Raw genomic sequence first — 26,733 nt, forward strand, 5'->3', positions numbered from 1 at the left:
ACAAAGTCTTGCGGTGATCGATGGTAGGCAGTGGGCAGCCTGCGGCCAACCCATTCGACCAACGATTCGCATGCGCTTCGGGCACCACCGCGACCCGTGAGGTCACCGGCCTGGCCGTCGGATCAGCCGGTGACGGCCACCGGCGCGTCCCACGCGTCCCGGTCGACGGTGAGCGTGACCCCGCCGTACGTCTCCTTGCTGTCGACCATGTACTGGTGTCCGCGGCTGTGGCCGGTGAACCGGCCCGCCCCCCACGGCCAGTCCGCGGTCGTCGTGTTCTGCCTGTCCCACAGGGCGTACCAGAGGTTGCCCGGCAGGTCCGTCCTGTCCGAGGCCGTCGCGATGGCCTTGGCGCTGGAGCTGGAGAAGCCGTAGTAGCCGCCGCGGTACGTCTTCGCGCGCAGCCCCTTGTCGAAGGCGCGCACATACGTCAGCACGGCGTCGTCGCACGCCTTGTCCGTGACGTCGTACGCCTCCATGTCGAGGTAGACAGGGCTGCCCGCCTTCATGCCGAGCGCGGAGGCCTTGGCCACGGCGTCGGCGGCGTCCTTGGCGCCGAGGGAGGCGGCTGTGGCCGCGGTCAGCTTCTCCGGGCCGGAACCGGACTGGCAGGGCGGCTGGGCGCCGGCGTAGACCGGGACCAGCTTCCAGCCGAGCGAACTGACCGACTTCACCCAGGACGCGGTGAGGTTGGGCTGCGCGCAGCCGCGGTTCCTGCCGCCCACGTAGACGGCGGCGGCGCCGTGGAAGCCGGTGTGCCAGGCCTTCATCGCCGACAGGGAGGGCGCGGCGCAGGTGTCGAACGCGCGGCCGGTGAAGGTGCTCTGCGCGGGCCACGTGGTCGCGGCCATGGAGGTCTGCGCGGCGATCCCGGCCCCGGCGACCACGGCGGCACAGGTCACCGCCCACGTGAGGTGTCTGCGCTTCCTCGACTGCCGATGACCGGCCATGAATCCCACCCCTTGAATACGTCGCCCTTTGCGCGGCGCCTGGCAGAGCGAAGCCGCTCGGCGACCGGCAGAGCGAAGCGCAACGTATCAACCGCCCCCGCTATCCCCGCATCTGCCCCAGCCACTGCAGGGTGCGCCGGATCTCCACGGCCATCGGACAGCCGGGACCTTGCAGCCGCTCCACGTCCATCAGCAGCCGCGCGAGGGTGTCGTGCGCGGACGGCCGGTCGCCGACGGCGAGCAGGAGATGGCCGATGCGCCGGCGGACGTCGTGAGCGAGCTGCGGGTCGCCGGAGACGTACTGGTTCTCGTAGTACGGCAGCAGCGCACGGTACTCGGCGAGCGCCGCAGCCGGTTCGCCGAGCTGCTCCAGGCACTGCGCGGCCTCATAGCGGTAGCGCAGGGACTGCGGGTCGGCCCGGCCGGCCTCGGCGGCGCGTTCGTCGGCGAGCCGGCGCAGTTCGGGCAGCGCGCGCCGGTACTGGCCGTCGTCCATGAGCGTGGCCGCGTACTGCTTGCGCAGGGTGCGCACGACCGGGGAGTGCGCGCCGTGCTGTTCGGCGGCAGCGGGCAGGATCGCACCCAGGACGTCCACGGCCTGGGTGATGCGCCCCTCCCCCAGCAGCCGCTTGACCTCGTCCACGGCCGCGGCGACATCGGGCTTCTCGGCCGCCGGTGACGCCGGTGTGACGGGCGCGGGCTGGGGCGCGGGGGTCAGGGCGCGGTCCGGCCAGGGGGCGTGCGGGCGCAGGAAGGGGCGCGTGGGGTCCAAGGGTGCCCCTGTGGGCGTCCCGCGCGCGGGCAGGAGCGGCGCCAGGTCCTCGTACACCTCCTGCGCGGAGCCCGGACGGTGTTGCGGGTCCTTGGCGAGCAGGCGCAGCACGAGCCGCTCCAGCGCCTCGGGGACCTCGGGGCGGATCCGGCGCACGGGCAGCGGGGGCTCGTAGAGATGCCGGTGCAGCACACCGAGCGCCGTGGAACCCGCGAACGGCACGTCGCCGCTGAGCAGTTCGTGCAGCAGCACGCCGAGCGCGTACAGGTCGGTGTACGGGCCGACCGCGCCGCCCATCGCCTGCTCCGGCGCCATATAGGCGGGCGAGCCGATCGGGGAACCGGTGTGGGTGAGCCGGGTGGTGTCGGTGTCCATCACCGAGGCCACGCCCAGGTCGAGCACGGTGACCGAGCCGTCCTGCCTCACCATCACGTTGCGCGGCTTGAGGTCGCGGTGCACGATCGGTACGGCGTGCACGGCGCTCAGCACGGCGCACAGTTGCGCGGCCACGGCGACCGCCCACGGCCACGGGTACGGGGTGCGCTCGGCGAGATGGTCGGCGAGGTCGGCGCCGTCGACGTACTGCATGACGAGGAACAGCTCCTCGCCCTCGCTGCCCGCGTCGTGGACGGTCACCAGACCGGGGTGATCCACCTGCGCGGTCACCCGGCACTCGCGCAGGAAGCGGCGGCGCAGCTCGTCCGCCTCCTGGCCCGCCACCTTGTCGGGGCGCAGCAGCTTCACCGCCACGCGCCGGTCCAGCCGCCGGTCGTACGCCGTCCACACCTGGCCCATGCCGCCCTGTCCGATGAGCGTGGACAGTTCGTACCGGCCGGCGACGACACGTCCTGTCGCCACACTCACCTTCCGCTCTCGTGGCTGCCGTGCCGGCCGTCGTGCTTGCGCAGGTAGTCGCTCAGCTCGTCCAGTTCGGCACGCACCTGCTCGATGTGGGTGGGTGCCGGGCGCTGCGGCGGCGGGGTGGTCAGCGGCGGACGGGGCACGGGCGTGTGCGGCATCGGGGGCGGGGTGTGCGGGCCGGCCGGCATGGCCGGCGCGGGCGGTACGGTCGCCGTGGTGTAGGGGCTCGCCGGGCCGGGATGGGCGTACGCGGCCTGTGCCGTCCGCTGCGCCGCGTACGCCTGCTCGCGCCGCATGAAGTGCCGGATGTCCACCGCGAGGTAGTACGCGATCGTGGCCACCAGCGTGCCGAGCAGCAGGAACATGGCGAAGTCGCCCGCCGCTGTGCGGATCTCGTCGCCCGGCTCCATCGCCAGCAACGCGATGCTGAGGATGTCGGCTGCCAGCACCGCGATGAACAGGCCCCAGTCCAGCGACCGCCGTGTGACGGCCGCCAGCCGCAGCATCATCGCCCAGGCCAGGAAGCCGACGCTGAACAACCCGATCGCCACGAACAGCACACGCAGCAGAACCAGCCACGCGATGTGCGGCGGCTGCTTCACCGGCTGTCCGTAGCCGTGGCCTTGCATGGCTGCTCCTGATACCTGATGTGGGCGCGCATATCCGCCCGGCGCTCCGGAGGGCGGACGACGCCGGTCGTGCGATGGTCGCTTCGAGCATATGACCCGACACGGACACCCGACACGGACAAGCGTCCCGGTTGTACCGAACCGTTGCCCGGCCCACGCGCGCGAACGCCGGCCGTTCGACTGCCGGTCAGCTGCTCAGGACCGCCGTACGACGGTCATGCGGTCACAGCCGGTGCCGCATCCACACGTTGGGCTCGACGTAGACGGCGTATCCGCGCTCCGGTTCGCAGTGGACCGGGACCAGTGCGCCGGGCACCTCGACGTCCTCGGCGGTGTCGAACGGCAGCCCCGTCCAGCGGCGCCACTCCTCCAGCGAGGCGCCCACGGTCATGGAGGCCGGGGCGATCGAATCGATACGGGCGCCGGCGCGGGCGTGGACGCGCAGCCACGGGTCCTCGGGCAGTCCGTCGGGGCGGACCCGGTGGGCGTACTCGGTGATCGGGGTGTGCGGTTCGCGGTGCTTGGCGCTGGGGCGGACGGGGGCGACGACCTCGCGGAAACCGTGGGCGCGGGCGCCCGCGCGCATCGCCGAGAGCATGACGGCGGACAGGCCGTGGCCCTGGGCGTGCGGGGCGATGGTGACGGAGACGGCGCTCACCGTGTCGGGGCGGGTGCCGCGGCGCAGATCGGCGAAGGCCCAGAGGAGGATCTGGTCCCAGCCGCGCGCGGGCAGGGTGCGCCGGCCGTCGACGTCGAGGGCGAAGGGCACGCTGAAGGTGTGGGCGACGATCTCGCCGTGCTCGTCCTCGGCGAACAGCGCGTACTCCGGCAGTTCGGTGGCGATACGGCCGTAGTGGGCGGTGCCCACAGGGTCGTTGGTCACGAACTCGGGCCATGTGTCGGCCATCTCGAACACCGCCGGCAGCCGGTCGGGCCGCTCGGCGATGCTGCTCACCCTGACGTCCATGATGTTCACGGTAGGCGGCGCGCACCGACTCCGGTACCGGATTTCCGCCGGTCAGCGAGGCGGTCCGGCGGTGTGCGCAAACGCCGGGATCAGCGGGCGCTGAAGCGCTCCGGTGCCTTCGTCGGGTTGCCGCCCGTGGGGAGTTTCTGGTCGGGGCAGCCGGCGAGGACCTTCTTCATGGCGGCCTTCTCGGCGGCCGTGACCCACAGGCCGTACTTCTTCTTGACCGCGACCTGGGTGGCCACATAGGTGCAGCGGTACTGGCCGTTGGGCGGCAGCCAGGTGGCCGCGTCGCCGTCTCCCTTGCCGCGGTTGGTGCTCGCGTCGACCGCGATGAGGTTCAGGGGGTCGTTGGCCAGGGCTATGCGCTTGCTCGCGTCCCAGTACTTGGCGCCCTTCTGCCAGGCGTCGGAGAGCGGGACGACATGGTCGATGTCGACCTGGCTGGCGCCGCGCCGGTAGGTGATCTCCTTGCCGGAGTAGGGGTCGGGTTCGAGCAGGCCGTAGGAGACCCGGCAGTGGCCGCCGGTGTACTTCACGTCCTTCAGATCGCGCTTGAGTATGTCGTCGCGGGTGTCGCAGGAGTTGGAGTCGGTGTCCGCCCAGGCGGTGCCGAACCGTTCCCGCGAGTAACCGGTCGTCGGCGCCCGGCCCTTGACGGTCAGGGAGTCGGCGGCGGCCGACACCGCGCCGCTGCCGCCGCTCTGCTCGGGCCCTGAGGCCCCCTTGGTCTTGTCCTTGGTACAGCCGGCCACGGCGACCAGTACCACCGCAGCGGCGACCGCCCCGCCCCTCAGACGCGTCACGGTGCATCCCCCTCACTCACCCCGGTCCGCCGTCGTACACAGGCGGAATTGTTCCGTCCTTTACGTTAACTGCCCCGAGCCCCACTGCAGATGAGGACCAAAGCGACGTTTTCGGGCAGTGGGCCGTCGAGTTGGGGCATGCGGTACCGCGAGAGGGGAGCACGGCCCACGCTCGTGTGCGCCCGCTCACATCGTGCCGCCGGGAGCTTGACCCTGACGCTGGCGGCAGGGTCCGACGATCCCAGCATGAACGAGACCCCGAACGAGACCCCGAACGAACCCACCCAGGAACCCCGTACCGTCCTCGTCACCGGCGCCGGCACCGGAATCGGCCGGGCCACCGCGCGCGCGTTCGCCGCCGAGGGCGCCCGGGTCGTCGCCGTCGGCCGCCGGGCAGCGCCCCTGGCCGAGACCGCCGACGGGCATCCGGACATCACTCCCCTGACCGCCGACCTGACCGCCGAGGACGGCCCCGAGACCGTCGTACGGGCCGCACTGGAGCGCCACGGCCGGATCGACGTGCTGGTCCACAACGCGGCGGTCGTCAACTCCGACACCCTGCGCACCTACACCCGCACCTCGGTACGGCCGCTGCTGGAGACGAACCTGCTGGCCCCGGTCCTGCTCACGCAGGCCGCGCTGCCCGCGCTGGAGGACAGCCGGGGTGTGGTGGTGAACGTGACGACCGCCGTCGGCCAGCGCGGCTGGCCCGGGAACTCGCTGTACGCGGCCGGGAAGGCGGCCCTGGAGACGCTGACCCGGAGCTGGGCGGTCGAGTTGGCGCCGCTCGGCATCAGGGTCGTCGCCGTGGCACCGGGGGCGATCGAGACCCCGATCGCCGACCACGCCGGCTACACCCCAAAGCAGCGCAGGGCCATCCGCGCGTGGCAGCTCGACCACACCCCGCTCGGCCGGATCGGCCACCCCGAAGAGGTCGCCTGGGCCATCACCCGGCTCGCCTCGCCCGGGGCGTCGTTCGTCACGGGTGTCGTCCTGCCCGTGGACGGCGGGGCGGTCGTCGCCTGAACACCGGGCCCCGTCCCTCGGGTGAGCTCATACGTCGGCCGCCCGCAGTGCCGCCGCCAGGCGGTCCCGTAGCGCCGTCTGGGCCGCTATCCGGGCGTCGAGGACGGCCAGCCGGTCCCGGGCGACCCGCACCCCCTTGACGGAGACGGGACCGGCGGTGACGTCGCCGTCCAGGCACGGGAGGAACACCCGTACGTCGTCCAGGGTGAGACCCGCGTCGAGCAGATACCGGATGTTGCGGACGCGGACGGCCGTACCGGCGTCGTACACGCGATAGCCGTTGGCGGCGCGCCCGGACGCGATCAGGCCCGCCTGCTCGTAGTGGCGCAGGGCGCGCGGTGTCGCCCCCGTCGCCTCCGCCAGTTCACCGATCCGCACGCCGAGCCCCCGCCCGTCTCACCTTGTACGACCCCTCTACGACCCCAGGACGGAGGCGAGGAACTCGCCGACCCAGCCCAGCAGTTCGCGGCCGACGAGCGGCTTGCCGCCGACCTTCGCGGTCTTCGGGCGCGGGACCAGCACCTGGTGCACGGCCGGCTTGATGACCGTGCCCGGGTAGAGCCGCTTGACGCGCAGTTCCTGCGACTCGCGCAACTCCACCGGTGCGAAGCGGATGTTGGTGCCCTGCAGGACGATCTCGCCGACGCCGCACGCGCGCGCGAGCATCCGCAGACCGGCCACCAGCAGCAGGTTCTCCACCGGTTCGGGCAACTTGCCGTAGCGGTCGGTGAGTTCCTCGCGGACGGCCTTGATGTCCTCCTCGCTGTTGGCGGAGGCGATGGCCCGGTACGCCTGCAGGCGCAGCCGCTCTCCAGGGGCGTACTCGTGCGGGACATGGGCGTCGACGGGCAGCTCGATCTTGACCTCGAGCGGCGGCTCCTCCTCGATCTCGCCGGTCTCCAGCTGTCGCCGGTAGTCGGCGACAGCCTCGCCGACCATCCGGACGTACAGGTCGAAGCCGACGCCCGCGATGTGTCCGGACTGCTCGCCGCCGAGCAGGTTTCCGGCGCCGCGGATCTCCAGGTCCTTCATCGCCACGTACATGCCCGCGCCCATCTCGGTGTGCTGGGCGATGGTGGCGAGCCGTTCGTGCGCGGTCTCGGTCAGCGGCTTCTCCGGCGGGTACAGGAAGTAGGAGTAGCCGCGCTCGCGGCCCCGGCCGACCCGGCCGCGCAGCTGGTGCAGCTGGGACAGGCCGAAGGTGTCGCCGCGTTCCACGATCAGCGTGTTGGCGTTGGAGATGTCGATGCCGGACTCGACGATCGTCGTCGAGACGAGGACGTCGAACTTCTTCTCCCAGAAGTCGACGACGACCTGCTCCAGCGTCGATTCCGACATCTGGCCGTGGGCCGTGGCGATGCGCGCTTCGGGGACGATCTCACGCAGCCGGGCCGCGGCTCTGTCGATCGACTCGACGCGGTTGTGGATGTAGAAGACCTGGCCCTCGCGCAGCAGTTCACGGCGGATGGCCGCGCCGATCTGCTTCTCCTCGTACGGCCCGACGAAGGTGAGCACCGGGTGGCGCTCCTCCGGGGGCGTGGTGATCGTGGACATCTCGCGGATGCCGGTGACCGCCATCTCCAGGGTGCGCGGGATCGGGGTCGCGGACATGGTCAGCACGTCGACGTTGGCGCGGAGCTTCTTCAGCTGCTCCTTGTGCTCGACACCGAAGCGCTGCTCCTCGTCGACGATGACCAGGCCCAGGTCCTTGAACCTGGTCTCGGAGGAGAACAGGCGGTGGGTGCCGATGACGACGTCCACCGCGCCTTCCTTCAGGCCCTCCAGGACGGCCTTGGCCTCGGTGTCGGTCTGGAAGCGGGAGAGCGCCTTCACGCTCACCGGGAACTGCGCGTACCGCTCGGAGAACGTCCCGAAGTGCTGCTGCACCAGCAGGGTCGTCGGTACGAGGACGGCGACCTGTTTGCCGTCCTGTACGGCCTTGAAGGCGGCCCGCACCGCGATCTCGGTCTTGCCGTAGCCGACGTCGCCGCAGACCAGGCGGTCCATGGGGACCGACTTCTCCATGTCGTCCTTGACCTCGGCGATGGTGGTGAGCTGGTCCGGGGTCTCGGCGTAGGGGAAGGCGTCCTCCAGCTCGCGCTGCCAGGGCGTGTCGGTGCCGAAGGCGTGGCCGGGGGCGGCCATGCGCGCGCTGTAGAGCTTGATCAGGTCGGCGGCGATCTCCTTGACGGCCTTCTTCGCGCGGGCCTTGGTCTTCGTCCAGTCGGCGCCGCCGAGCCGGTGCAGGGTGGGGGCCTCGCCGCCGACGTACTTGGTGATCTGCTCCAGCTGGTCGGTGGGGATGTACAGCCGGTCGCCGGGCTGGCCGCGCTTGGCGGGCGCGTACTCGACCACCAGGTACTCGCGCGTGGCGCCCTGCACCGTGCGCTGCACCATCTCGATGTAGCGGCCGACGCCGTGCTGTTCGTGGACGATGTAGTCGCCCGGCTCCAGGGTGAGCGGGTCGATGGTCTTGCGGCGGCGGGCCGGCATCCGGGCGCCCTCGCGGCCGGTCGCGCGCTGGCCGGACAGATCGGTCTCGGTGAGCACGGCGAGCTTGAGCACCGGGTCGATGAGGCCGTACTCGATCGAGCCGCAGGAGACGTGCACCACCGAGGGGCTCAGCTCGCCGAGGTCGGCGTCGAGGCGGGCGGCGATGCCCTCGCCGCCGAGCACCTCCACCGTGCGGGCGGCCGGGCCGTGGCCCTCGGTGACGAACACCGCGCGCCAGCCGTCGGCGAGCCAGCCCTTGGTGTCGGCGAGGGCCCGCGCGGTGTCGCCCCGGTAGGTCTCGGGCGCGTGCATGCCGACTTTGAGGGTGTCCGCGTCGCCCACCACGTCAGCCGCATGGGTGAGCGTCTCGTCGGCGGCGAACGGTGAGACGGACCACCACATCATGTCCAGCTCGCGCGCGCGGTTACGGACGTCGGCGATGGACCACAGGGAGGCCGCGCCGACGTCGATCGGGGCCTCGCCGCCACCGGCGGTGGCCGCCCAGGAGGCCTGCAGGAACTCCTGGGAGGTGGCCACGAGATCGGCGGCACGCGTGCGCACGCGCTCCGGGTCGCAGACGACGGCCATCGCGCCCTTGGGAAGGACGTCGAGGAGCAGCTCCATGTCGTCGACCAGGACGGGGGCGAGGGACTCCATGCCTTCGACCGCGATACCCTCGGCGATCTTGTTCAGGAGTTCGCCCAGCTCCGGGTGGTCCTCGGCGAGGGCACGCGCGCGTGCCCGTACGTCGGCGGTGAGCAGCAGCTCGCGGCACGGCGGCGCCCACAGGCCGTGCTCGGCGACCTCGAGAGAGCGCTGGTCGGCGACTTTGAAGTAGCGGATCTCCTCGATGTCGTCGCCCCAGAACTCCACGCGCAGGGGGTGTTCCTCGGTGGGCGGGAAGACGTCCAGGATGCCGCCGCGCACGGCGAACTCGCCGCGCTTCTCGACCAGCTCCACGCGCGCGTAGGCGGCGGCCGCGAGGTCTTCCACCACGTCGTTCAGATCGGCGGTCCGGCCGGTCCTCAGGGACACCGGTTCCAGGTCGCCGAGGCCCTTGACCTGCGGCTGCAGCACGGAACGCACGGGCGCCACGACGACGGAGACCGGGCCGGTCTCCGGGTCGTCGGGGCTGGGGTGGGCGAGGCGGCGCAGGACGGCGAGGCGGCGGCCGACGGTGTCGCTGCGCGGGCTGAGCCGCTCGTGCGGGAGCGTCTCCCAGGAGGGGTACTCCACGACTCCCTCGGCGGGCAGCAGGGAGCGCAGGGCGGCGGCCAGGTCCTCGGCCTCGCGGCCCGTCGCCGTGACCGCGAGCACCGGGCGGCCTGCCTCGCGGGCGAGGGCGGCGACCGCGAAGGGGCGGGCCGCCGGGGGGCCGACGAGGTCGACGTGCATGCGGTTGCCGTCTGCGGCCGCCGTGATCGCTTCCGCGAGGGCGGGGTCCTTGACGACGGCGTCGAGCAGACCGTGCAGGCTCATGGGGGCTTTCCGTCCGGGGGTGGGCAACGCACCCCAGCGTACGACGCTGCCGACGTTGCCGTGGGGCCTGTGGACAACCCGGGCGCTCCGCCCCCTGGCCCCCGTTTCCCGCCCGCCCACCTGAAACCGTCGACCGAGTGGCGAGCGTCGAAAATCAGACAAAAACCCGGTGCCGGAAGATCCCGTAGGACCTTCCGGCACCGGGTTTCCCCCGCAACCCCCGTATGCGGTGGTCGTCGGCCGTACACCCCCTTGTGCGGTGGTCGTCGGCCAGGCTTCGCCGCTAGTCCGTCGCGATGGCGTTCAGGACGTTCATCCGGCCCGCGCGGAACGCCGGGACCAGCGCGGCGAACAGGCCCACGAAGGCCGAGGCGACGAAGACCGTGATGATCGTCGGCCAGGGGATGTCCAGGACCTTCAGTCCCTGGAGGGCGAGGAGCTTCTGGGCGGTCGCGCCCCAGCCCATGCCGAGGCCGAGGCCGAGCAGGGCGCCGAAGAGGGCGATCACCACGGACTCCAGACGGATCATCCGGCGCAGCTGGCGGCGCGAGAGGCCGATGGCCCGCATGAGGCCGATCTCCCGGGTCCGCTCGACCACCGACAGGGCCAGGGTGTTCACGACACCCAGGACCGCGACGATGATCGCGAGCGCCAGCAGGCCGTAGATCATGTTCAGCAGCTGGCCGATCTGGTCCTTCAGCGCCTTCTTGTAGTCGGTCTGGTCGCGCACGGTCAGCTGCGGGTAGCCGTCGTGCAGGGCCGACTTCAGTGCCTTGTAGGCGGCCGCCTGCTGTCCGTCCTTGGCGGTGGCGAAGACCATCTGGTCCAGTGGCATCCTGCCGGCGGGCACGTACTTGGCGAGCGTGGCGAGCGACGTGTACTTGGCGCCCTGGTCGATCACGTCGTCGCTGCTGGTGATCGCGCGGACCGTCAGACGGGCGGTGGAGCCGTCCTTGAAGGCGACGGTGTTCGTCGATCCGAGGTGGATGCCGTGGGCCTTGGCGAACTTCTCGGGGACGGACATCGAGTCGGGCAGGTAGGCGTCCTTGAGGTTTCCGGCGACGGTCTTCTTGCGCAGGTCGGTCGCGTACGTCGGGTCGGCCGCCGTGATGTCCGTGTCCTTGAGCGTCCGACCGTCCGGGGTGGTGAGGTCGGCCTGGGCCGGCCGGTACTCGGTGACCCGTGCCAGCCCCGGGGTGCCCTTGATGAGCTTGACCGCCTGGGGGGTGATGAGCTGCTGGTTGTCCGGCTGGACGATGAAGTCCGTGCCGACGGTCTTGTCGAGCTGGTCGGTGGCCGAGGCCACCATGGAGGAGCCGACCACCGACAGGCAGGCGACCAGGGCGAGGCCGATCATCAGGGCCGCGCCGGTGGCGCCCGTGCGGCGCGGGTTGCGCAGCGCGTTGCGTTCGGCCATGCGGCCGACCGGGCCGAAGATCCGCAGGATGAGCGCGCCGAGGATCCGGACCAGGCCGCCGGCGAGCAGCGGGCCGATGACGACGAAGCCGATCAGCGTGGCCACCACACCGAGGCCGAGCCAGCCCGAGCCGGCCTTGGCCTTGTCGGCGGTGGCGGCGACGTAGAGGCTGAGGCCGCCGGCGCCGGTGAGGAGCAGGCCGATCACGGCCCGGACGACGCCGGCCTTGGCGTCGGCCGGGGCGCCCACGTCGCGCAGGGCGGCCATCGGGGAGACCTTGCCGGCGCGCCGGGCGGGCAGGTAGGCGGCCAGGACGGTGACCACGACACCGAGGACCACGCCGACGGTGGGGGTCGTCCAGGCGATGGTCAGGTCGTCGGTGGACAGGTGCATGCCCATCTGGCCCATGAGCTTCATCAGGCCGACCGCGATGCCGACGCCCGCGCCGACGCCGAGCACGGAGCCGATCACGCCGAGCAGCAGCGCCTCGACCAGCACGGAGCGGTTGACCTGCTTGCGGGAGGAGCCGATGGCGCGCATCAGGCCGATCTCGCGGGTGCGCTGGGCGACCAGCATGGAGAAGGTGTTGATGATCAGGAAGATGCCGACGAGGAAGGCGATCCCGGCGAAGCCGAGCATCGCGTACTTCATGACGTTCAGGAAGCTCTTGACGCTCTTCTGGTTGGCGTCGGCGACCTCCTTGGCCGTCTGCACCTTGTAGCCCTGGCCGAGGGTGGCCGTGACGTTCTTCTTCAGCTGGTCGTTCGTCACGCCCTGGGCGGCGGTGACGTTGATGTTGGTGTAGACGCCGGTCCGGCCGACCAGGGTCTGCTGGGCGGTCTTCGTGTCCAGGTAGAAGATGGCCGCGCCCGGGTTGGTGACCTTGAAGGCGGCGATGCCGGACACGCGCGCGTGGTGCGTGCCCACGACCGAGATCATGTCGATCCCGGAACCGATCTTGAGGTGGTGCTTGTCGGCGGTGTCCTTGTCGACCATGACCTGGTCCGGCCCCTTGGGCGCCGTACCGGAGGTGATCTTCATGGTGCGGGCGTCGTTGCCGTTCCAGCTGCCGACGATGGTGGGCGCGCCGCTGGACGGCGACAGCTTGTCCTTCTGGGCGTCGACGACGGTCACCGAGGTGGAGAAGACGGTGCCCTCGGCCTTGCGCACGCCCTCGGCCCCGCGGACCTCGCCGACGACGGAGGCCGGCAGGACCGGCGGTTTGCCGGTGCGGGACGTCGTCTGGCCGGTGTCGGAGGAGCCCTTCGCGGTGACCGTCACGTCCGCGGACGTGGCCTGGAACAGCTTGTCGAAGGTGGTGTTCATGGTGTCGGTGAACACCAGCGTGCCGCACACGAACGCCACGGACAGCAGCACCGCGACCGCCGACAGCGCCATCCGGCCCTTGTGCGCGAAGAAGTTGCGCATCGAGGTCTTCAGGACGGTCATGACGTACGCCCCCGGGCGTCGAAGTCCTTCATGCGGTCCAGGACCTGATCGGCCGTCGGCTGGTGCATCTCGTCGACGATCCGGCCGTCGGCGAGGTAGAGCACGCGGTCGGCGTAGGAGGCGGCCACGGGGTCGTGCGTGACCATCACGATGGTCTGGCCGAGTTCGTCGACCGAGCGGCGCAGGAAGCCGAGAACTTCGGCACCCGCGCGCGAGTCGAGGTTTCCGGTCGGCTCGTCCCCGAAGATGATCTCCGGGCGGGCGGCGAGGGCCCGGGCCACCGCGACGCGCTGCTGCTGGCCGCCGGAGAGCTGGGTCGGCCGGTGCTTGAGCCGTCCGGCGAGGCCGACGGTCTCCACGACCCGGTCCAGCCAGGCCTTGTCCGGCTTGCGGCCCGCTATGTCCATGGGCAGCGTGATGTTCTCGAGCGCGTTCAGCGTCGGCAGCAGGTTGAACGCCTGGAAGATGAAGCCGATCCGGTCCCGTCGCAGCTGCGTGAGCTTCTTGTCCTTCAGGCCGGTGATCTCGGTCTCGTCCAGGTAGATCTGACCGCCGGTCACGGTGTCGAGCCCGGCGAGGCAGTGCATGAGCGTGGACTTGCCGGACCCCGAGGGGCCCATGATCGCGGTGAACTGGCCGCGTGCGATGTCCACGTCGACGTGATCGAGGGCGACGACACGGGTCTCACCGGACCCGTACGCCTTCACGACCTGCCGCGCCCGCGCGGCAACGGCCGTACTCCCTCCAGTGCCCCCATGCCTGGGAATGGTCACAGCCGATGTCACGGTATGTCTCCTATGTCGGTTGACAGGTCGGTGAGTGGTGCCCCGGTGTGTGCCGGGGTGCCGGTGTCGGGCGCCGGGTGCCGGGTGTCGGGTGTCGTCCGGAGTACGTCGTTGAGTCTCGCGGCCGGCGTGGTCCTCGCGCTCTGGTGCGAAGCCCCCTCTTTCCCTGGGGAAAACCCCACCCCGCCGGTGCGGTCCGCCGCCCCCCAGCGGCGTAAAGCCAGGTTAAGGACCGGGCCCGGTCCCGCTCGTCCTCCGCCGGAACGAACCCTCCCCGAGCCGTAGTACGGAGGGACCCCTAGGGGTGCTCCACCCCGGGGCGGAGCCTTTCTCGGGGTCGTCTCCACCCTTCGACCCGGAAAGCGTCCACCCTCCGGTCGCGTCAGGGTCAAGCTCACGGGCGCGTGGCAAGGTGTCGTACCGGAGATAGATGCAAGGGACACGGGGCAGCATCGGGCAGGGAGTCACGGGGAGGGGTTCGGGGTGGGGAGCACGACACCCGCGACACGCGGCGGCACGGCCGGTCGAGAGGACACCCGGCGACGGGGCGCGGTGGTCGCCGCGCTGATGCTGGCGATGGCACTGGCCGCACTGGACTCCACCGTCGTCTCCACGGCCGTACCGCAGATCGTCGGCGACCTCGGCGGGTTCTCGGTCTTCTCCTGGCTCTTCTCCGGCTATCTGCTGGCCGTGACCGTCACGCTCCCCGTCTACGGCAAGCTGTCCGACACCTTCGGCCGCAAGCCGGTGCTGGTGGCGGGAGCGGCCGTGTTCCTGCTGGGCTCGCTGCTGTGCGCGGGAGCCTGGAACATGGCGGCGCTGATCGCGTTCCGGATCGTGCAGGGCCTGGGCGGCGGGGCGTTGCAGGGCACCGTGCAGACGCTGGCCGCCGATCTGTATCCGCTGGCGGAGCGGCCGAAGATCCAGTCCAAGCTGTCCACGGTGTGGGCGGTGTCGGCGGTGGCCGGGCCGGGACTCGGCGGGGTACTGGCCGCGTACGCCGACTGGCGCTGGATCTTCCTGGTCAATCTGCCGATCGGCGCCGCCGCGCTGTGGCTGATCATCCGTCATCTGCACGAGCCCGAGCGGGAGAAGACGCAGAAGACTCGGGAGACGGGGAAGCCGGGGAAGCCGGGGAAGCCGGGGGGCGGGGAAAACACGGCACGCGCGCGTGTGGACTGGGCCGGGGCGCTCGCGGTGTTCGCGTGCGGCGGGGTGCTGTTGACCGCGCTGGTGCAGGGCGGGGTCGCCTGGCCGTGGCTGTCGGCGCCCTCACTGACGCTCTTCGGCATCGGCCTGGCGCTGGCCGGCGTGGTGGTCGTGGTGGAGCGGCGGGCGGCGCAGCCGATCATCCCCGGGTGGGTGTGGCGGCGCCGGACGATCGCGGCCGTCAACCTGGCGCTCGGCGCGCTGGGGCTGCTGATGGTGGCGCCGAGCGTGTTCCTGCCGACGTACGCGCAGTCGGTGCTCGGACTCGCGCCCGTGGCCGCCGGTTTCGTGCTGTCGGTGTGGACGCTCAGCTGGCCGGTGTCGGCCGCGCTCAGCCAGCACGTCTACCGGCGCATCGGCTTCCGGGACACCGCGCTGCTCGGCATCGGCCTGGCCACCCTGATCCTGTGTGCGTTCCCGTTCCTGCCGTACCCCGGTTCGTGGTGGCAGCCGACGCTGCTGATGCTGCTGCTGGGCGGCGCGCTCGGGCTGTTCCAGCTGCCGCTGATCGTCGGGGTGCAGTCGACGGTCGGCTGGTCGGAGCGGGGCACCACGACTGCGTCCGTGCTGTTCTGCCGGCAGACCGGACAGACCGTGGGCGCGTCGCTGTTCGGCGCCGTCGCCAACGGGGTGCTGGCCGCACGCCTGGGCGGGGCGGGCGATCTGGACTCCGTCACGCGCGCGTTGGACGCCGGTACGGCCCCGGAGGCGACCCGGCGGGCCATCGCCGACGCGGTGCACGCGGTGTACCTCGGCGCGACGGGCGCGGCGGCACTGGCCTTCCTGGTGCTGCTGCTGGTGGCACCGCGACGGTTCCCGGTGCGGCAGGAGTAACGGCATCGCGGCGGTTCCCGGTGTGCGGCAGGAGTGACGCGCCTTCGACCGGTGGCGGGCCGTCCTGACCGTCGCCCGGCGGGCCGTTCTGGTTAACGCGGGTAACACCCCAGGTCGGACCGCGTTTTCGCGTAGTAAGCGCATACCGACCGACCAGTTCGGTGAAAACGCCTCGCGGCCCAGAACTCGCGAGTAGCGTGCGTGGCTCCAATCCCCACCCCCCACCTCCCTGCGGTCCGCCGCCACGGACCCGAGCCATGCAAGGAGCCCCGGGATGTCCTACGACCCGCCGCACCCGTCGTACGACCCGCCCCATCCGTTCTACGACCCACCACGCCCCTTCGACCCACCCCGTCCGCCCTACGACCCCACACACCCGCCCTACGGCACCTCGCATCCGGCCTACGACCCAGCCCGCCCAGCCGCCGACCCACCGCGCCCCTCTCGCCTCACCTACCCCTGGCAGCCCGCGCCTCCACAGCCGCCCCGGCCGGAGCGCCGGCCACCCTGCGAACCCCTCGGCCACCACAGCGACCTGCGCGTGCTGCGCGGCGCCTACCGCTGGCAGCGGCGCACCGCCACGCTCACCGCGCTGGGCTACTTCACCCTGTTCCTGATCCTGTCCGCGAGCGCGCCCGGCGTGATGACGCGCACGGTCGCCGACGGCATCCCCGCCGGCCTGCTGCTCGCCATGCTCCAACTCCCGGTCACCTGGCTGGCGATCGCCCTGTACGAGCGCACCGCGCGCCGACACGTCGATCCGCTCGCGGACCGCATCCGCAAGGTGGCCGAACTGGACGCACGCCGAGGAGCGGCCCGATGAGCGGCGCCGTCGGCACTCCGGCCGTGGGAGGCTTCACCGGTTTCAGCGGCTCGGCCCAGTCCATGTCGCTGATCGCCTTCTCCACCGTCGCCACGGTCACCCTGCTGCTGTGTGTGATGACCGGCCCCGACCACGACGACCTCGACGAGTTCTACACCGGTTACAGCTCCCTGTCCCCGCTGCGCAACGGCCTCGCCATCGCCGGCGACTACATCTCCGCGGCCACCGTCCTCGGTACCGGCGGAGTGATCGCCCTGTGCGGCTACGACGGTGTCGTCCTCGCCCTCAGTACGGCGCTGTCGCTGATGCTGCTGATGTTCCTGCTGGCCGAACCGCTGCGCAACGCGGGCCGGTTCACGATGGGCGACGCGCTGGCCCGTCGGCTGCCGGGCCGCTGTGTGCGCATCACGGCCTGTGCGGTGACGATCGCCGCGCTGCTGCCGCTGATGCTGGTCCAACTCGCCGGAACCGGGCAGCTGATGGCGTTCATCCTGGGCTTCTCCAACGCGTCGCTGAAGACCGCATGCGTCGTGGGACTCGGCGCCCTGATGATCGCCTACGCGGCGATCGGCGGCATGAAGGGCACCGCGCTCATCCAGATCCTGAAGATCGTGATGCTGGTCGGTTCGGGCGCCGTGGTCGCCGTGCTGATCCTGCGCCGCTTCGACTGGGACCCGGGCGCCCTGTTCGCCGCCGCCTCGCGGCAGAGCGGGGCCGGGCCGGCTTTTCTGCGCTCCGGTCTGCAGTTCGGCACCGGGCCGAGGTCCCGGCTCGACATGGTCGCCTCGGAGTTGACCGTGGTACTCGGCGGCGGCGTCCTGCCGCACATCACCATGCGCATGTACACCGCCTCCAGCGCCCGCCAGGTGCGCCGCTCGATGTCCTGGGCGGTGTCGATCGTCGCCCTGTTCGTGCTGGTCATCACGGTGGTCGGGTTCGGCGCCACGGCCCTGGTGGGGCGTTCCGTGATCGCGGGCGCCGATCCGCAGGGCAACACCGCGTATCTGCTGGGCTCGCGGGCGGCGTTCGGCGCCGACGTGTCCACGGCGGAGACCTTCCTGTTCACCATGGTCACGACCGCGATCTTCCTGACCCTGCTCGCCTCGGTCGCCGGGATGATCCTCGCCTGCGCCAACTCCCTCGCCCACGACGTGTTCGCCGCGCGCGTGCAGGAGATGCCGGCCCGGCGCGAGATGGCGCTGGCCCGCGTGTCGGCGCTCGCCATAGGGGTGCCGACGATCCTGCTGGCCACGCTCGTGCAGCACCACAGCCTGCAGCCCCTGGTGACGCTCTCCTTCTGCCTGGGCGCCTCGGCCATCGCGCCCGCCCTGGTGTACGGGCTCTTCTGGCGTCGCTACACCCGCAGCGGGCTGCTGGCCACGCTGATCGGGGGCTCGCTGACCGTGCTGCTGCTCATGCCGGGCACCAACCTGGTCTCCGGCTCCCCCGTCTCGGCCTTCCCGCACGCCGACTTCAACTGGTTCCCCTTCACCACCACCGGCATCGTCTCCATCCCCGCCGGCTTCTTCTTCGGCTGGCTCGGCACGGTCGCCTCGGGCCGAGCCAAGGCGGAACAGCAGCGCCGCCAGTACGAGGCGGTGGAGGGGTGGATCCTGGCGGGCGCGGCGCGGAAGGGGGGTTGAGAGGGGGTGTGGGCGCCGGGGCGTGCGGAAGCGCTCCGCGCGGGGTGTACGGGAGCGGTCCGGCGCGGGGTGTACCGAAGCCGCCCCGCACAAGACGCACGGGGGAACCGCCCGGCACGGGGTGTACCGAAGCCGCCCCGCACAAGACGCACGGGGGAACCGCCCGGCACGAGACGTGCAGGCTCGCGGGCGCGAGGCATACGGGAGCGTGCGGGCACGGGCGCACAGGAGCGTGCGGGCGCGGGCGTGCAGGCTCGCGGGCGCGGGCGTGCAGGAGAGAGTGGGTGCCGGGCGTGAAGGTGCTCGCACGCGGGGCCGTTGGGGTGGTTGGATCGGGATGACCGGCGGGGCTATTCCAGGACCGCTCTGCCCGTCAGCGAGATCAGGCGGCTGCGGACGTGGTCCATGTGCGCCTGCACGTCGTCCCAGGTCTCGCCGTGCTCGCGCAGCACCTGTTCCGTCTCCCCGGCGATGCGTTCCTCGCGCACGCGCGCGTCCGCGACGATTTCGGCGGCACGTGCCTGTGCCTCCTCCTGACTGCGGCGCGCGAACTCCTCGGCCTCGGCGAGGGCCCGCTCGGCCTCGGACAACGCGGCCTCGGCGAGGCTCGCCCGCTCGGCGTGCCGGGCATCCATCGCGGCGATCCGCTCGGCTTCCTCGCGCTCGGCCTCGTCCCAACGCTCGGTGTGCTCCCGGGACTGGTCGGTGAGCATGCCGGTGGTGCGCTGCCGTACCTCGCGCAACGAGCCGAGCGCCGCTCCGCGCCCTTCTTTCACTTCGCGCCGGGCGCCGATGCGGAGGGCGTCGGCTTCGGCGCGCGCGGCGACGAGCAACTGATCGGCGTATTCGTCGGCTTCCGCGCGGAGCGCGTCCGCCGCTTCCTGCGCCTGCCGGCGCGTGTCGGCGGCGCGCGCTTCGGCCTGCGCGACCTGCTCGCTCGCTTCGCGCCGCGTGCGCTCGCAGAGGTCCGCCGCCTCGTCCAGCACATGCTGGAACAAGCCCTGTGCGCGCTCGCCGAGCGCCTCGTACGCCTGCGGTGCGATCTGGGCGACGGCCTCGCGCAACCGCGTGGCCTCCGCCTCCATGTCCTTGGCGAGCACGGTCAGCCGTGCGGCCCTTTCCCACGCGGCGTCACGGTCGTACGACAACGCCTCCAAGGTGGCGTCGACCTGATCGGGGCGGTAGCCGCGCCCCCGGGCGGTCATGAAGCCGTGGGGCGAAATCGATGCGCTGCTCACCTTGGGAACCCCTCTCCACCGGACATACACGACACGACGATTTCGCGCATATCTTGATAGATCGGGCGTAAGTGTTCATAACGCGACACTCCGGAGTCACAACGTGCTCGAAATCCCGCACTTCGCGATCGGCGTGAAGAGGGGGCCGCTCACCCCCTCTCCTCAAGGGTGACGGCCGTACTCCGAACGGGCACCGCCCGCCCGGGAAGGCAGGGCAGGACGCATCGCCCCCACCCCGAAGCCGCCGGAAACGGCACCGGCCCGTCGTGTCCTCCACACGCGCGTGGAGGACACGACGGGCCGGTATCCGGGCGGTGTGCCTACAGCAGCCCGTCCCACATCTGTTCCAGCAGCACCGACCACCAGCTCTCCGGCGAGCCGAGCGCCGCCGGGTCCAGGGCGGCCAGCTGCGCCTGGAAGTCGACGGTCCAGCGGCCGGCCTGCTCCTGGTTCAGCCCATACCGCAGGCGCCACATCCGGCCCAGCAGCGCCAGGCAGCGCGCGAACTCCGGCAGCCCGGTGTTCACGAACTGCGGCGGCACCGGAGCCCCGCCCGGCCCCGCCTCGACGGGCACGGCCACGATGTTCGCCGTCCCGTACTGCACACAGATCGCCCTGCCGAAGTCGGTGCCCATGACGAGGTACGAGCCCGCGTCCGACGCCGGCTGCACCCCGCGCTCGGCCGCCAGCTCCGCCAGCGTCGGCACCGGACGGCCCGGCTGGGCCTGCGCCCAGAAGAACGGCCCCGTGTCCAGCGGCAGGCCGGCCACGACCAGCGTGTGCGCCACGATCGGCGGCACGCCCTGCCGCGACACCGCCTGCTGGTCGAACCGGAAGATGCCCGGCCCGAACGCCGCCGCCAGCTCCTGCGCGATGCCCTCCGGCGGGACCGGAGGCGCGGCCTGCACCGGCGGCAGCGGCGCCCGCACCGGCGCGGGCCGCGCGGGCCCGTCCGCCACCTGGTGCAACTCGCCCTGGTGCGCCAGCAACTGCCGCATGCCCTGCTGCCGGCTCGCGTGGTCCATGCCGTACGGCGCGATGCTCGTGATCCGCGCCTGCGGCCACTGCTCCCGGATCATCCGCGCGCAGTAGGCGCCCGGCAGCTCGCACGACTCCAGCTCCGTGTGCAGCTCCAGCACCTGGTCCGACGGCACGTTCATCGCCCGCAGCTCGTGGAAGATCTGCCACTCCGGGTGCGGCGTACCCGGCGCCGTACGCCGGATCAGCTGCTGCTCCGAACCGTCCTGCGCGCGGTAGCGCAGCACAGCCTGATAACCCGGACCGACCGTCGGCTGCCCCTGCTGGGGATACCCGTACGCCGGCGGCTGCCCCGGCACGGGCGCGCCCGGCGGCATCGGCTGCGGTGCACCCGGGGCGCCCGGCGGTATACCGGGGGCGCCCGGAGCGCCGAGTGCGCTGGGGGCGGGCGGCGGCGGAGGTGCGCCGGGACCGGTCACGGGGGGCGCGGCCAGCATGGTCTCCGCCTGGTGCACAGCCCCGCGCCCGCCCCCTGGAGCACCAGGGGCGCCAGGCGCGCCCGGACCGGCGGGGACGCTCGGCGACTGCGGCGCGCCGGGGAAACCGGGCCCCGCGGGAGCACCCGGAGGCTGCGGTGCGCCAGGCGCGGGCGGCATACCCGGGGCGCCCGGAGCCATGGGCGCCCCAGGCGGGTTCGGCATGCCCGGAGCACCCGGACCGCCCTGCACACCCGGCGCACCCGGGGTGCCCGGCGGCTGCGGCATGCCCCCGCCCAGCTGGCTGGGATCGGCCAGCACCGTGGCCGCGTGGTGCACGTTGCCCGGAGGCCCGGCAGGCGGTTCGGGGGCACCCGGAGCGTTCGGCGCGCCCGGCGCCTGCGCCCCTTCCGCACCACCCGGACCAGTCGGCGCGCCCGCACCACCCTGTCCCTCGGGCCCCTCCGGCCCGAGGGCCGACATCAGCTGCGTCGGCACATACCCACCGGCGGACCCACCCGGCGCGGGCGGCGGCGCACTGCCCGGGCGCGCGCCCGGCATGCCAGGGGCACCCGGCGGCGGAGGCGGCGCCCCCACGCCACCGCGCGCCTTCTTCGGCGGCGGCGCCGCCTTGCTGGTCGCGGCATCCGCGATGTCACCCGCGTTGGGCGCGAGCGGGCGCGCGGGCGCGCCCGGGTCGGCCTGAGGCTGCGGCGCCCCCGGCGCACCGCCCGGCGCCTGCGGGTAGCCGTAACCCGGAGCGGGCTGCGGAGCGCCAGGCCCCTGCGGATAGCCGTACGTGGGGGCGGCCGGGGGCGGCGGGGGCGTGCTGCCCTGCGGCGCGCCCGGTGTACCGGGAACAGCGGGGGGCGGGAGCGGAGCGCCGGGCGCCGCCTGCGGATATGCGGGTACACCCGGCGGAGGCGTGCCGGGAGCTGCCGACGGCTGCGGATAGCCGTACGGCGGCGTGCCGGGCGGCGGAGGAGGCGCACTGCCCTGCGGAGCGCCCGGCGCGGGCGCAGCATCAGGCGCCCCCGGCGCACCACCAGGGGCGGACGAGCCACCCGGCGCGCCCGCCGGGAAGCCCTGCGAGCCCGGCGCGCCCGGCGTGTTCGCAGGATCGAGCGCCGGCGCGACCGCCGTCCGCGGCAGCTGGCTGCCCCCCGACATCAACGCCGTCTTCGCCTCCGGCGTGCTCGCCGGCGGCCGTGGAGCCTCGGCTCCGGGATCACTCAGCGGCGGCGCGAACACCGTCGCGGGAAGCGGCACGGAACGGTCGTCCTCACCCGGGCCCGCGTTCGTGTCGGTACCGGCCCAGGGCGTCGCCCCCACCGGCACATCCGCAGGCGGCGCATCCCCGGGACCAGGCGCCCCGGGCACGCCCGGCGCACCCGAACCGCCCTGCGACCCACCGAGCGCCCCGGAGCCCCCGGACACCCCAGGCGCCCCCGAAGCCCCCGCCGGCACCCCGGCCTGCGTCTCCGCCAGCCCCGCCCCACCGGACGAAGCCCCGACACCGACACCGGCCGCCCCCGCACCAGCGGCAACACCAGCACCGGAACCCGCACCCGAAGCACCTCCACCGGCACCAGCACCGGCACCGGTGCCGACCCCGGCCCCCGGACCGCCCTCGCCCTCCGGCCGCCGGTCACCCCCGATGCCCAGCTTGTCCGCCGCCTCCTGAAGCCACTGCGGAGGAGTCAGCAAGAACGACGTCTGATTCAGGTCCATCCGGGCAGCCGCCGGCGCCGGAACCGCGTCCCGCGACTCATCGGCACGGCCGTACTCCTCCTCGTACCGGCGAATCACCTCACCCACCGGCAGACCGGGCCACAGCGTCGCCTCCCCACTGTCCCGGGCAATCACCAACCGCTGCGCGCCCGCGTCCGAACGCGGACCCTCCGCCCGGTCCTCGCCCCACACCACGAAACCCAGCTCGAACTCCCGCACCCGCACCTCACGATGCTGGTACGTGGGCACGTCACCGTTGATCCACTCCTCGGCGCGCTCCTGCGCCTGCGCGTAGGTCACCATCGCCTGAAGCTCACTCCCCCACCGGGCCGGACGACGCCGAGCCGGCAGACACCGGAACGACATGGGCGAAACCGCCATCGACCATCAGATTCGCCACCGTCTCCAACTCCGGTGGATTCCCCGCCAACCGCGACAGAAAGGCGTCGAAGTCATCACCGCACGGCAGCAGCAGACGCTCCACCCGCTCCGCCGGCAACCACGACGGATCCACGTCACGCACATCGTCGTACGCACAGAACCACACCGAACCCGGCCGCTCGCCCCTCACCTTCACCACGAGCAACCCGCCCTGCACGAACGCCACCCCGAGATAGTCCTTCGTCAGGTGGTCACGCAGACACTTGTTGACGTACACCAGGTCGTTCACGGCCGCCTCGTCCCGCACCGTGAAGAACGGCTGGTCCACCAGCAGACCCAACTCGGCGACCAGCGCCGCACCCACCGGCGCACAACCGCCCGCCGCCTTCAGGAACGAACGGTACCCACCCGGAAGCCGGTAGCCGAGATCCTCCTCGACCCCCTGCACCTGCGCCTCCGTCACCGCCACACCCGACTTCGGCAGCCCGAAATGCGCCGGCCGCGTCTCCTGCAACGGCCGCGTACCGCGCTTGCCGTGATCCACCGGCGCCGTAGCGATCCCACCGTGATGCCGCAGCAGCGCCTTCACCTCGACCGGAATCAACTCCAACCGCCGCGTACCGGCCACGTGATGCCACGTCCAGCCGTGCGGCGTCGCCACATCCGGCACCGTGTCCCACAACTCGTGCCGCTCCGCCGCCAACGCAGCGTTCGCCGACACATAGTCCGTCAGCCGCAGCTCGTCCACGCCGAACCCGTCCGGCGGCTCGGCGATCTCCACCGCCACACGCGCGTACGGAGCAAAATCCGGGTAACCACGCTCGTCGACACGTACCCCTCTCGGGTGACGCGCCGCACGGACCGGATCCGGGAAGTGCACAACCTGCCCGGCATAGGCCGCGTTCGGCGGCGCGGCTTGCTGCCCGAGCCGACCTGTCGTCATGGCGGTAGCCCCCTGCGGCGTTCTCTCTGGCCTCAATCGGCGGTGTCGATCGCGGATGGCGACAGCCTATGCGGTACACGAACCCCGGTCACCGGCCCACCGCATCCCCAGGAAAACCACCCCTCCGCTTCCGTCACCAGCCGTCACCCCACCGTGACGACCTGCCCCGACTAGGGCGTGTCGCACCGCCCCAGCTTCCGCACAGGCCACGGCATTTGGCACCCTGTGTCCTTCGAGGGGATGCCCGGGGAGGGAAAAACGATCATGAATACCTTGCGAACCGGAGGTACCGACGTGCGGGCCGGCGACCCCCGCATCGGCTGGAGCGGCACCGACACACCCCCCGCCCCCACCCTGCGCCACCGCCGCGACGGCATCCTGCCCACCGTCGCCGCCGCCCTCTCCGTCCGCGGCGCCACCCTCACCGGCACCGCCGCCCGCAGCGACCAACCCCCACCCCTGCACCCCCTCGTCCAGGACTTCCTCGACACCCTCACCAGCGGCGAACGCGACCGCTTCACCGGCCGCTGCGCCGAAACCATCCTCATCTCCCGGCACATCACCGCAGCCGACGCCACCCGCAGCAAACGCGCCGCCCGAAAACCCATGACCAACGGCGAAGCCCGCAAAACCCTCAAACACGCCAAACTCACCGCCCGCCGCATACGCGAGGACGGCGACCCCCTCCACGGCAGCTTCGCCACCCCCTGCCGCGCCTGCACCGCCCTCAGCGCCCACTTCGGCGTCCGCATCGTCGACCCCACGGCAACCGACGGCTGACCACCACCGTCCACCCCAGTACCACCCGCCGGCACGACACACGACGAACGAAGGGCAGATGCACCCCGACAACGCCACCACCCCCAAGCCCGCCGCCCGCCACGAGCACGGGGCCACCCCAGCCCGCTTCCCCGTACTCGTCGACGCCGCCCTGCGCGCCGCCGGCTGGCAACCCGGACGCTGGGACATAAAACAGGCAGAAATCTGGGCCGACGCCCTACGCGAACACACCTCACCCGCCGGACACCGGCACACCGTCTTCCCCGCAGCCGTCGAAGCCTGGGCCGAATTCGGCGGCCTCCGCATCACCCCCAGCGGCCCCGGCCGCCAGATCGCCCCCGCCACCCTCCACCTCGACCCCCTGCACGGCCTCCACCACGCCCGCACCCTCGGCGACCTCGGCCGCGCCCTGGGCACCGAGATCTGCCCCCTCGGCGAAGAGACCGACACCGCCGCCGTCCTCGCCATCGACACCGAAGGCCGCGTCTACACCCTCGACCACACCGGCGACTGGTACGCAGGCCCCGACATCGACCACGCCCTCGCCGCCCTCATCACCGGCATCGAACCCGTCCGCCTCACCGCCGGCTGAGACGCCACCGAAACCCGGCCCCCGAGGCAATCAAGGCTCACACCGCCGGAATCACCGCCGACACCCGAAAACCACCCGCATCCGTCGGCCCCGACACAAACACACCACCCAACGCCACAACCCGCTCCCGCATCCCCACCAAACCGTTCCCACCCGACGGCAACCCCGCCGCCGACGCCGACCCCGGCTCCGGCGGCGGCTCGTTCTCCACCTGCATCGCGATCTCCGACACCCGATGCGCAAGACGCACATGCGTCTTCGCACCCGCCGCATGCTTGTGGACGTTCGTCAACGCCTCCTGCACCACCCGGTACGCCGTCCGCTCGATCTGCGCCGCATACGACCGCACCTCCCCCTCCACCGACAGATCCACAACCATCCCCGCCGCAGCCGACTGCCCGATCAACTCATCCAACGCCGACAGACACGGCCCGTCCTCCACCACCGCCCGAGAAGCCGCAGCCGCAACCGCCTCCCGCACCGCCGCCAACGGCACCCCCGCCCCCCGCCGGCCCACATCCTCCCCCGCCCGCAACACCCCGAGCATCTCCCGCAACTCGGTCAACGCCTGCCGCCCCATGTCCCCCACCAGAGCGGCATTCCGCACAGCCTTCTCCGGATCCTTCCGGGCCACCGCCTGCAACGCCGCCGAATGCACCACCATCAGACTCACCCGATGCGCGACGACGTCATGCATCTCCCTCGCGATCCGCGTCCGCTCCTCATTGCGCGCCCACTCGGCCCGCTCCTCCGCCCGCTCCGCCAGCAACTGAAGCTCCCGCTCCAGCGAATCCGCCCGCTCCCGCAAGCTCTCCATCAACCGCCGCCGCGCCCCCACATACAACCCCAGCAACACCGGCGGAGCCGTCAGCCCCAACGCCGTCGTCACCGCCGCGAACGGCACGAACCAGTCACCCAGCGTCAGGTCACCCCGCGCCATGTCCTGCCGCACCCGCACGAACGTCACGACCGCCGTCCCCACCAGCGACATCCCCGCCAACGCCCCGATGATCCGGCGCGGCAACTCACACGAGGCGAGGGTGTACAGGCCGACGACACCCAGCAGAAACCCCATCTGCGCAGGCGTGATCGCGATGGCGACGAGCACGACAGCGATCGGCCACTTCCGCCGCAGGAGCAACACCGACCCGGCGATCAGGCCGAAAACGATCCCCACCGACACCGGGATTCCCGCGTCCCTGGCGAACGGAACCCCCTCCGCGCCGCACTCCACAGCGGACACCAGCGCGAGACTCCCGTCGAGCACCGCACTGCGCCACCTCCCCCACCACCACGGGCCGGTCAGGCCCCTGGCGTGGTCTTCCCCCGTAGTGGTCATGCATCCAGCCTACGGGCCACCGCCGGCCCTTTTCCGGCGACTTACGCGGACCCCTACACACCACACTCCGTAACCGAGCGAACCTGATACCCACAGGTATCCCTCGAACTGGTGAACCCTTCCCGTTCGACC

At 72.0% G+C, this 26,733-nt stretch carries 19 protein-coding genes; 6 read left to right on the forward strand and 13 right to left on the reverse strand.

The features are described from left to right. Nucleotides 1-122: 122 nt before the first annotated feature. The 5 genes from AV521_RS22840 to AV521_RS22860 all read right to left on the reverse strand — a co-directional run bounded on the left by AV521_RS22840 (nt 123) and on the right by AV521_RS22860 (nt 4,985). Nucleotides 123-950, reverse strand: coding sequence for a glycoside hydrolase domain-containing protein (locus AV521_RS22840; RefSeq protein ID WP_076090350.1), 828 nt, complete (start codon nt 948-950; stop codon nt 123-125). Nucleotides 951-1,050: 100 nt separating this feature from the next. Further along, nucleotides 1,051-2,544 (reverse strand): serine/threonine-protein kinase, encoded by a 1,494-nt coding sequence (locus AV521_RS22845; RefSeq protein WP_256725658.1) that lies wholly within the window; start codon nt 2,542-2,544, stop codon nt 1,051-1,053. Nucleotides 2,545-2,582: 38 nt separating this feature from the next. Beyond that, nucleotides 2,583-3,212 (reverse strand): hypothetical protein, encoded by a 630-nt coding sequence (locus AV521_RS22850; protein WP_076090352.1) that lies wholly within the window; start codon nt 3,210-3,212, stop codon nt 2,583-2,585. Nucleotides 3,213-3,435: 223 nt separating this feature from the next. Further along, nucleotides 3,436-4,179, reverse strand: a complete 744-nt coding sequence (locus tag AV521_RS22855; RefSeq protein WP_179023316.1) for an N-acetyltransferase — start codon at nt 4,177-4,179, stop codon at nt 3,436-3,438. Between the two features lie 89 nt (nt 4,180-4,268). Continuing rightward, nucleotides 4,269-4,985, reverse strand: a complete 717-nt coding sequence (locus AV521_RS22860) for an HNH endonuclease family protein (RefSeq protein ID WP_076090354.1) — start codon at nt 4,983-4,985, stop codon at nt 4,269-4,271. 246 nt (nt 4,986-5,231) lie between these two features. Here AV521_RS22860 and AV521_RS22865 point away from each other — a divergent pair, with 246 nt between their 5' ends. Continuing rightward, nucleotides 5,232-6,011: an SDR family NAD(P)-dependent oxidoreductase gene (locus AV521_RS22865; protein WP_076090355.1), complete on the forward strand. Its 780-nt coding sequence runs from the start codon at nt 5,232-5,234 to the stop codon at nt 6,009-6,011. Nucleotides 6,012-6,038: 27 nt separating this feature from the next. Here the strand turns inward: AV521_RS22865 and AV521_RS22870 are convergent, their stop codons facing one another. From AV521_RS22870 to AV521_RS22885, 4 genes are all read right to left on the reverse strand, one after another. Beyond that, a complete protein-coding gene (locus AV521_RS22870) occupies nt 6,039-6,389 on the reverse strand; it encodes a MerR family transcriptional regulator (protein WP_076090356.1) in 351 nt (116 codons plus the stop codon). A gap of 36 nt (nt 6,390-6,425) precedes the next feature. Then, nucleotides 6,426-9,983 carry a transcription-repair coupling factor gene (gene mfd, locus AV521_RS22875; RefSeq protein WP_076090357.1) on the reverse strand — a complete coding sequence of 1,186 codons (3,558 nt, stop codon included), beginning with the start codon at nt 9,981-9,983 and terminating at the stop codon, nt 6,426-6,428. A gap of 283 nt (nt 9,984-10,266) precedes the next feature. Further along, a complete protein-coding gene (locus AV521_RS22880) occupies nt 10,267-12,849 on the reverse strand; it encodes an ABC transporter permease (protein WP_076090358.1) in 2,583 nt (860 codons plus the stop codon). Beyond that, the gene (locus tag AV521_RS22885; protein WP_076090359.1) at nt 12,846-13,634 is read right to left on the reverse strand and encodes an ABC transporter ATP-binding protein; all 789 of its coding nucleotides are present in this window, start codon (nt 13,632-13,634) and stop codon (nt 12,846-12,848) included. The genes AV521_RS22880 and AV521_RS22885 overlap by 4 nt, the downstream gene beginning before the upstream one ends. 483 nt (nt 13,635-14,117) lie before the next feature. On the opposite strand from AV521_RS22885, the gene AV521_RS22890 reads away from it, so the two are divergent. The 3 genes from AV521_RS22890 (at nt 14,118) to AV521_RS22900 (ending at nt 18,143) form a co-directional block, all read left to right on the forward strand. After that, nucleotides 14,118-15,677 carry an MFS transporter gene (locus AV521_RS22890; protein WP_076090360.1) on the forward strand — a complete coding sequence of 520 codons (1,560 nt, stop codon included), beginning with the start codon at nt 14,118-14,120 and terminating at the stop codon, nt 15,675-15,677. Between the two features lie 274 nt (nt 15,678-15,951). Further along, on the forward strand, nt 15,952-16,500 hold the full coding sequence (locus AV521_RS22895) for a DUF485 domain-containing protein (RefSeq protein WP_076090361.1): 549 nt from the start codon (nt 15,952-15,954) through the stop codon (nt 16,498-16,500). Beyond that, nucleotides 16,497-18,143, forward strand: a complete 1,647-nt coding sequence (locus AV521_RS22900) for a cation acetate symporter (protein WP_076090362.1) — start codon at nt 16,497-16,499, stop codon at nt 18,141-18,143. The genes AV521_RS22895 and AV521_RS22900 overlap by 4 nt, the downstream gene beginning before the upstream one ends. Before the next feature lie 350 nt (nt 18,144-18,493). On the opposite strand, the gene AV521_RS22905 is transcribed toward AV521_RS22900, so the two are convergent. From AV521_RS22905 to AV521_RS22915, 3 genes are all read right to left on the reverse strand, one after another. After that, nucleotides 18,494-19,348: a cellulose-binding protein gene (locus AV521_RS22905; protein WP_076090363.1), complete on the reverse strand. Its 855-nt coding sequence runs from the start codon at nt 19,346-19,348 to the stop codon at nt 18,494-18,496. 353 nt (nt 19,349-19,701) lie between these two features. Next, nucleotides 19,702-22,869, reverse strand: coding sequence for an SUKH-4 family immunity protein (locus tag AV521_RS22910; protein WP_076090364.1), 3,168 nt, complete (start codon nt 22,867-22,869; stop codon nt 19,702-19,704). A gap of 10 nt (nt 22,870-22,879) precedes the next feature. After that, nucleotides 22,880-23,890 carry an SMI1/KNR4 family protein gene (locus AV521_RS22915; protein ID WP_076090365.1) on the reverse strand — a complete coding sequence of 337 codons (1,011 nt, stop codon included), beginning with the start codon at nt 23,888-23,890 and terminating at the stop codon, nt 22,880-22,882. Nucleotides 23,891-24,154: 264 nt separating this feature from the next. On the opposite strand from AV521_RS22915, the gene AV521_RS22920 reads away from it, so the two are divergent. Then, complete coding sequence (locus AV521_RS22920) at nt 24,155-24,670, forward strand: YwqJ-related putative deaminase (protein ID WP_107480982.1); 516 nt, start codon at nt 24,155-24,157, stop codon at nt 24,668-24,670. Between the two features lie 58 nt (nt 24,671-24,728). Continuing rightward, complete coding sequence (locus AV521_RS22925) at nt 24,729-25,262, forward strand: SUKH-3 domain-containing protein (RefSeq protein WP_076090367.1); 534 nt, start codon at nt 24,729-24,731, stop codon at nt 25,260-25,262. A gap of 37 nt (nt 25,263-25,299) precedes the next feature. Here AV521_RS22925 and AV521_RS22930 read toward each other — a convergent pair whose 3' ends face one another. Continuing rightward, nucleotides 25,300-26,601, reverse strand: a complete 1,302-nt coding sequence (locus tag AV521_RS22930) for a sensor histidine kinase (protein ID WP_076090368.1) — start codon at nt 26,599-26,601, stop codon at nt 25,300-25,302. Nucleotides 26,602-26,733 lie beyond the last annotated feature (132 nt).

Source organism: Streptomyces sp. IMTB 2501, from assembly GCF_001953885.1.
GTDB lineage: Bacteria > Actinomycetota > Actinomycetes > Streptomycetales > Streptomycetaceae > Streptomyces.

Coding starts and splice junctions, on each gene's coding strand:
- AV521_RS22840 (WP_076090350.1), bottom strand. CDS start 950: ATGGCCGGTCATCGGCAGTCGAGGAAGCGCAGACACCTCACGTGGGCG.
- AV521_RS22850 (WP_076090352.1), bottom strand. CDS start 3,212: ATGCAAGGCCACGGCTACGGACAGCCGGTGAAGCAGCCGCCGCACATC.
- AV521_RS22855 (WP_179023316.1), bottom strand. CDS start 4,179: ATGGACGTCAGGGTGAGCAGCATCGCCGAGCGGCCCGACCGGCTGCCG.
- AV521_RS22865 (WP_076090355.1), top strand. CDS start 5,232: ATGAACGAGACCCCGAACGAGACCCCGAACGAACCCACCCAGGAACCC.
- mfd (WP_076090357.1), bottom strand. CDS start 9,983: ATGAGCCTGCACGGTCTGCTCGACGCCGTCGTCAAGGACCCCGCCCTC.
- AV521_RS22880 (WP_076090358.1), bottom strand. CDS start 12,849: ATGACCGTCCTGAAGACCTCGATGCGCAACTTCTTCGCGCACAAGGGC.
- AV521_RS22895 (WP_076090361.1), top strand. CDS start 15,952: ATGTCCTACGACCCGCCGCACCCGTCGTACGACCCGCCCCATCCGTTC.
- AV521_RS22900 (WP_076090362.1), top strand. CDS start 16,497: ATGAGCGGCGCCGTCGGCACTCCGGCCGTGGGAGGCTTCACCGGTTTC.
- AV521_RS22905 (WP_076090363.1), bottom strand. CDS start 19,348: ATGACCGCCCGGGGGCGCGGCTACCGCCCCGATCAGGTCGACGCCACC.
- AV521_RS22910 (WP_076090364.1), bottom strand. CDS start 22,869: ATGGTGACCTACGCGCAGGCGCAGGAGCGCGCCGAGGAGTGGATCAAC.
- AV521_RS22915 (WP_076090365.1), bottom strand. CDS start 23,890: ATGACGACAGGTCGGCTCGGGCAGCAAGCCGCGCCGCCGAACGCGGCC.
- AV521_RS22920 (WP_107480982.1), top strand. CDS start 24,155: ATGAATACCTTGCGAACCGGAGGTACCGACGTGCGGGCCGGCGACCCC.
- AV521_RS22925 (WP_076090367.1), top strand. CDS start 24,729: ATGCACCCCGACAACGCCACCACCCCCAAGCCCGCCGCCCGCCACGAG.
- AV521_RS22930 (WP_076090368.1), bottom strand. CDS start 26,601: ATGACCACTACGGGGGAAGACCACGCCAGGGGCCTGACCGGCCCGTGG.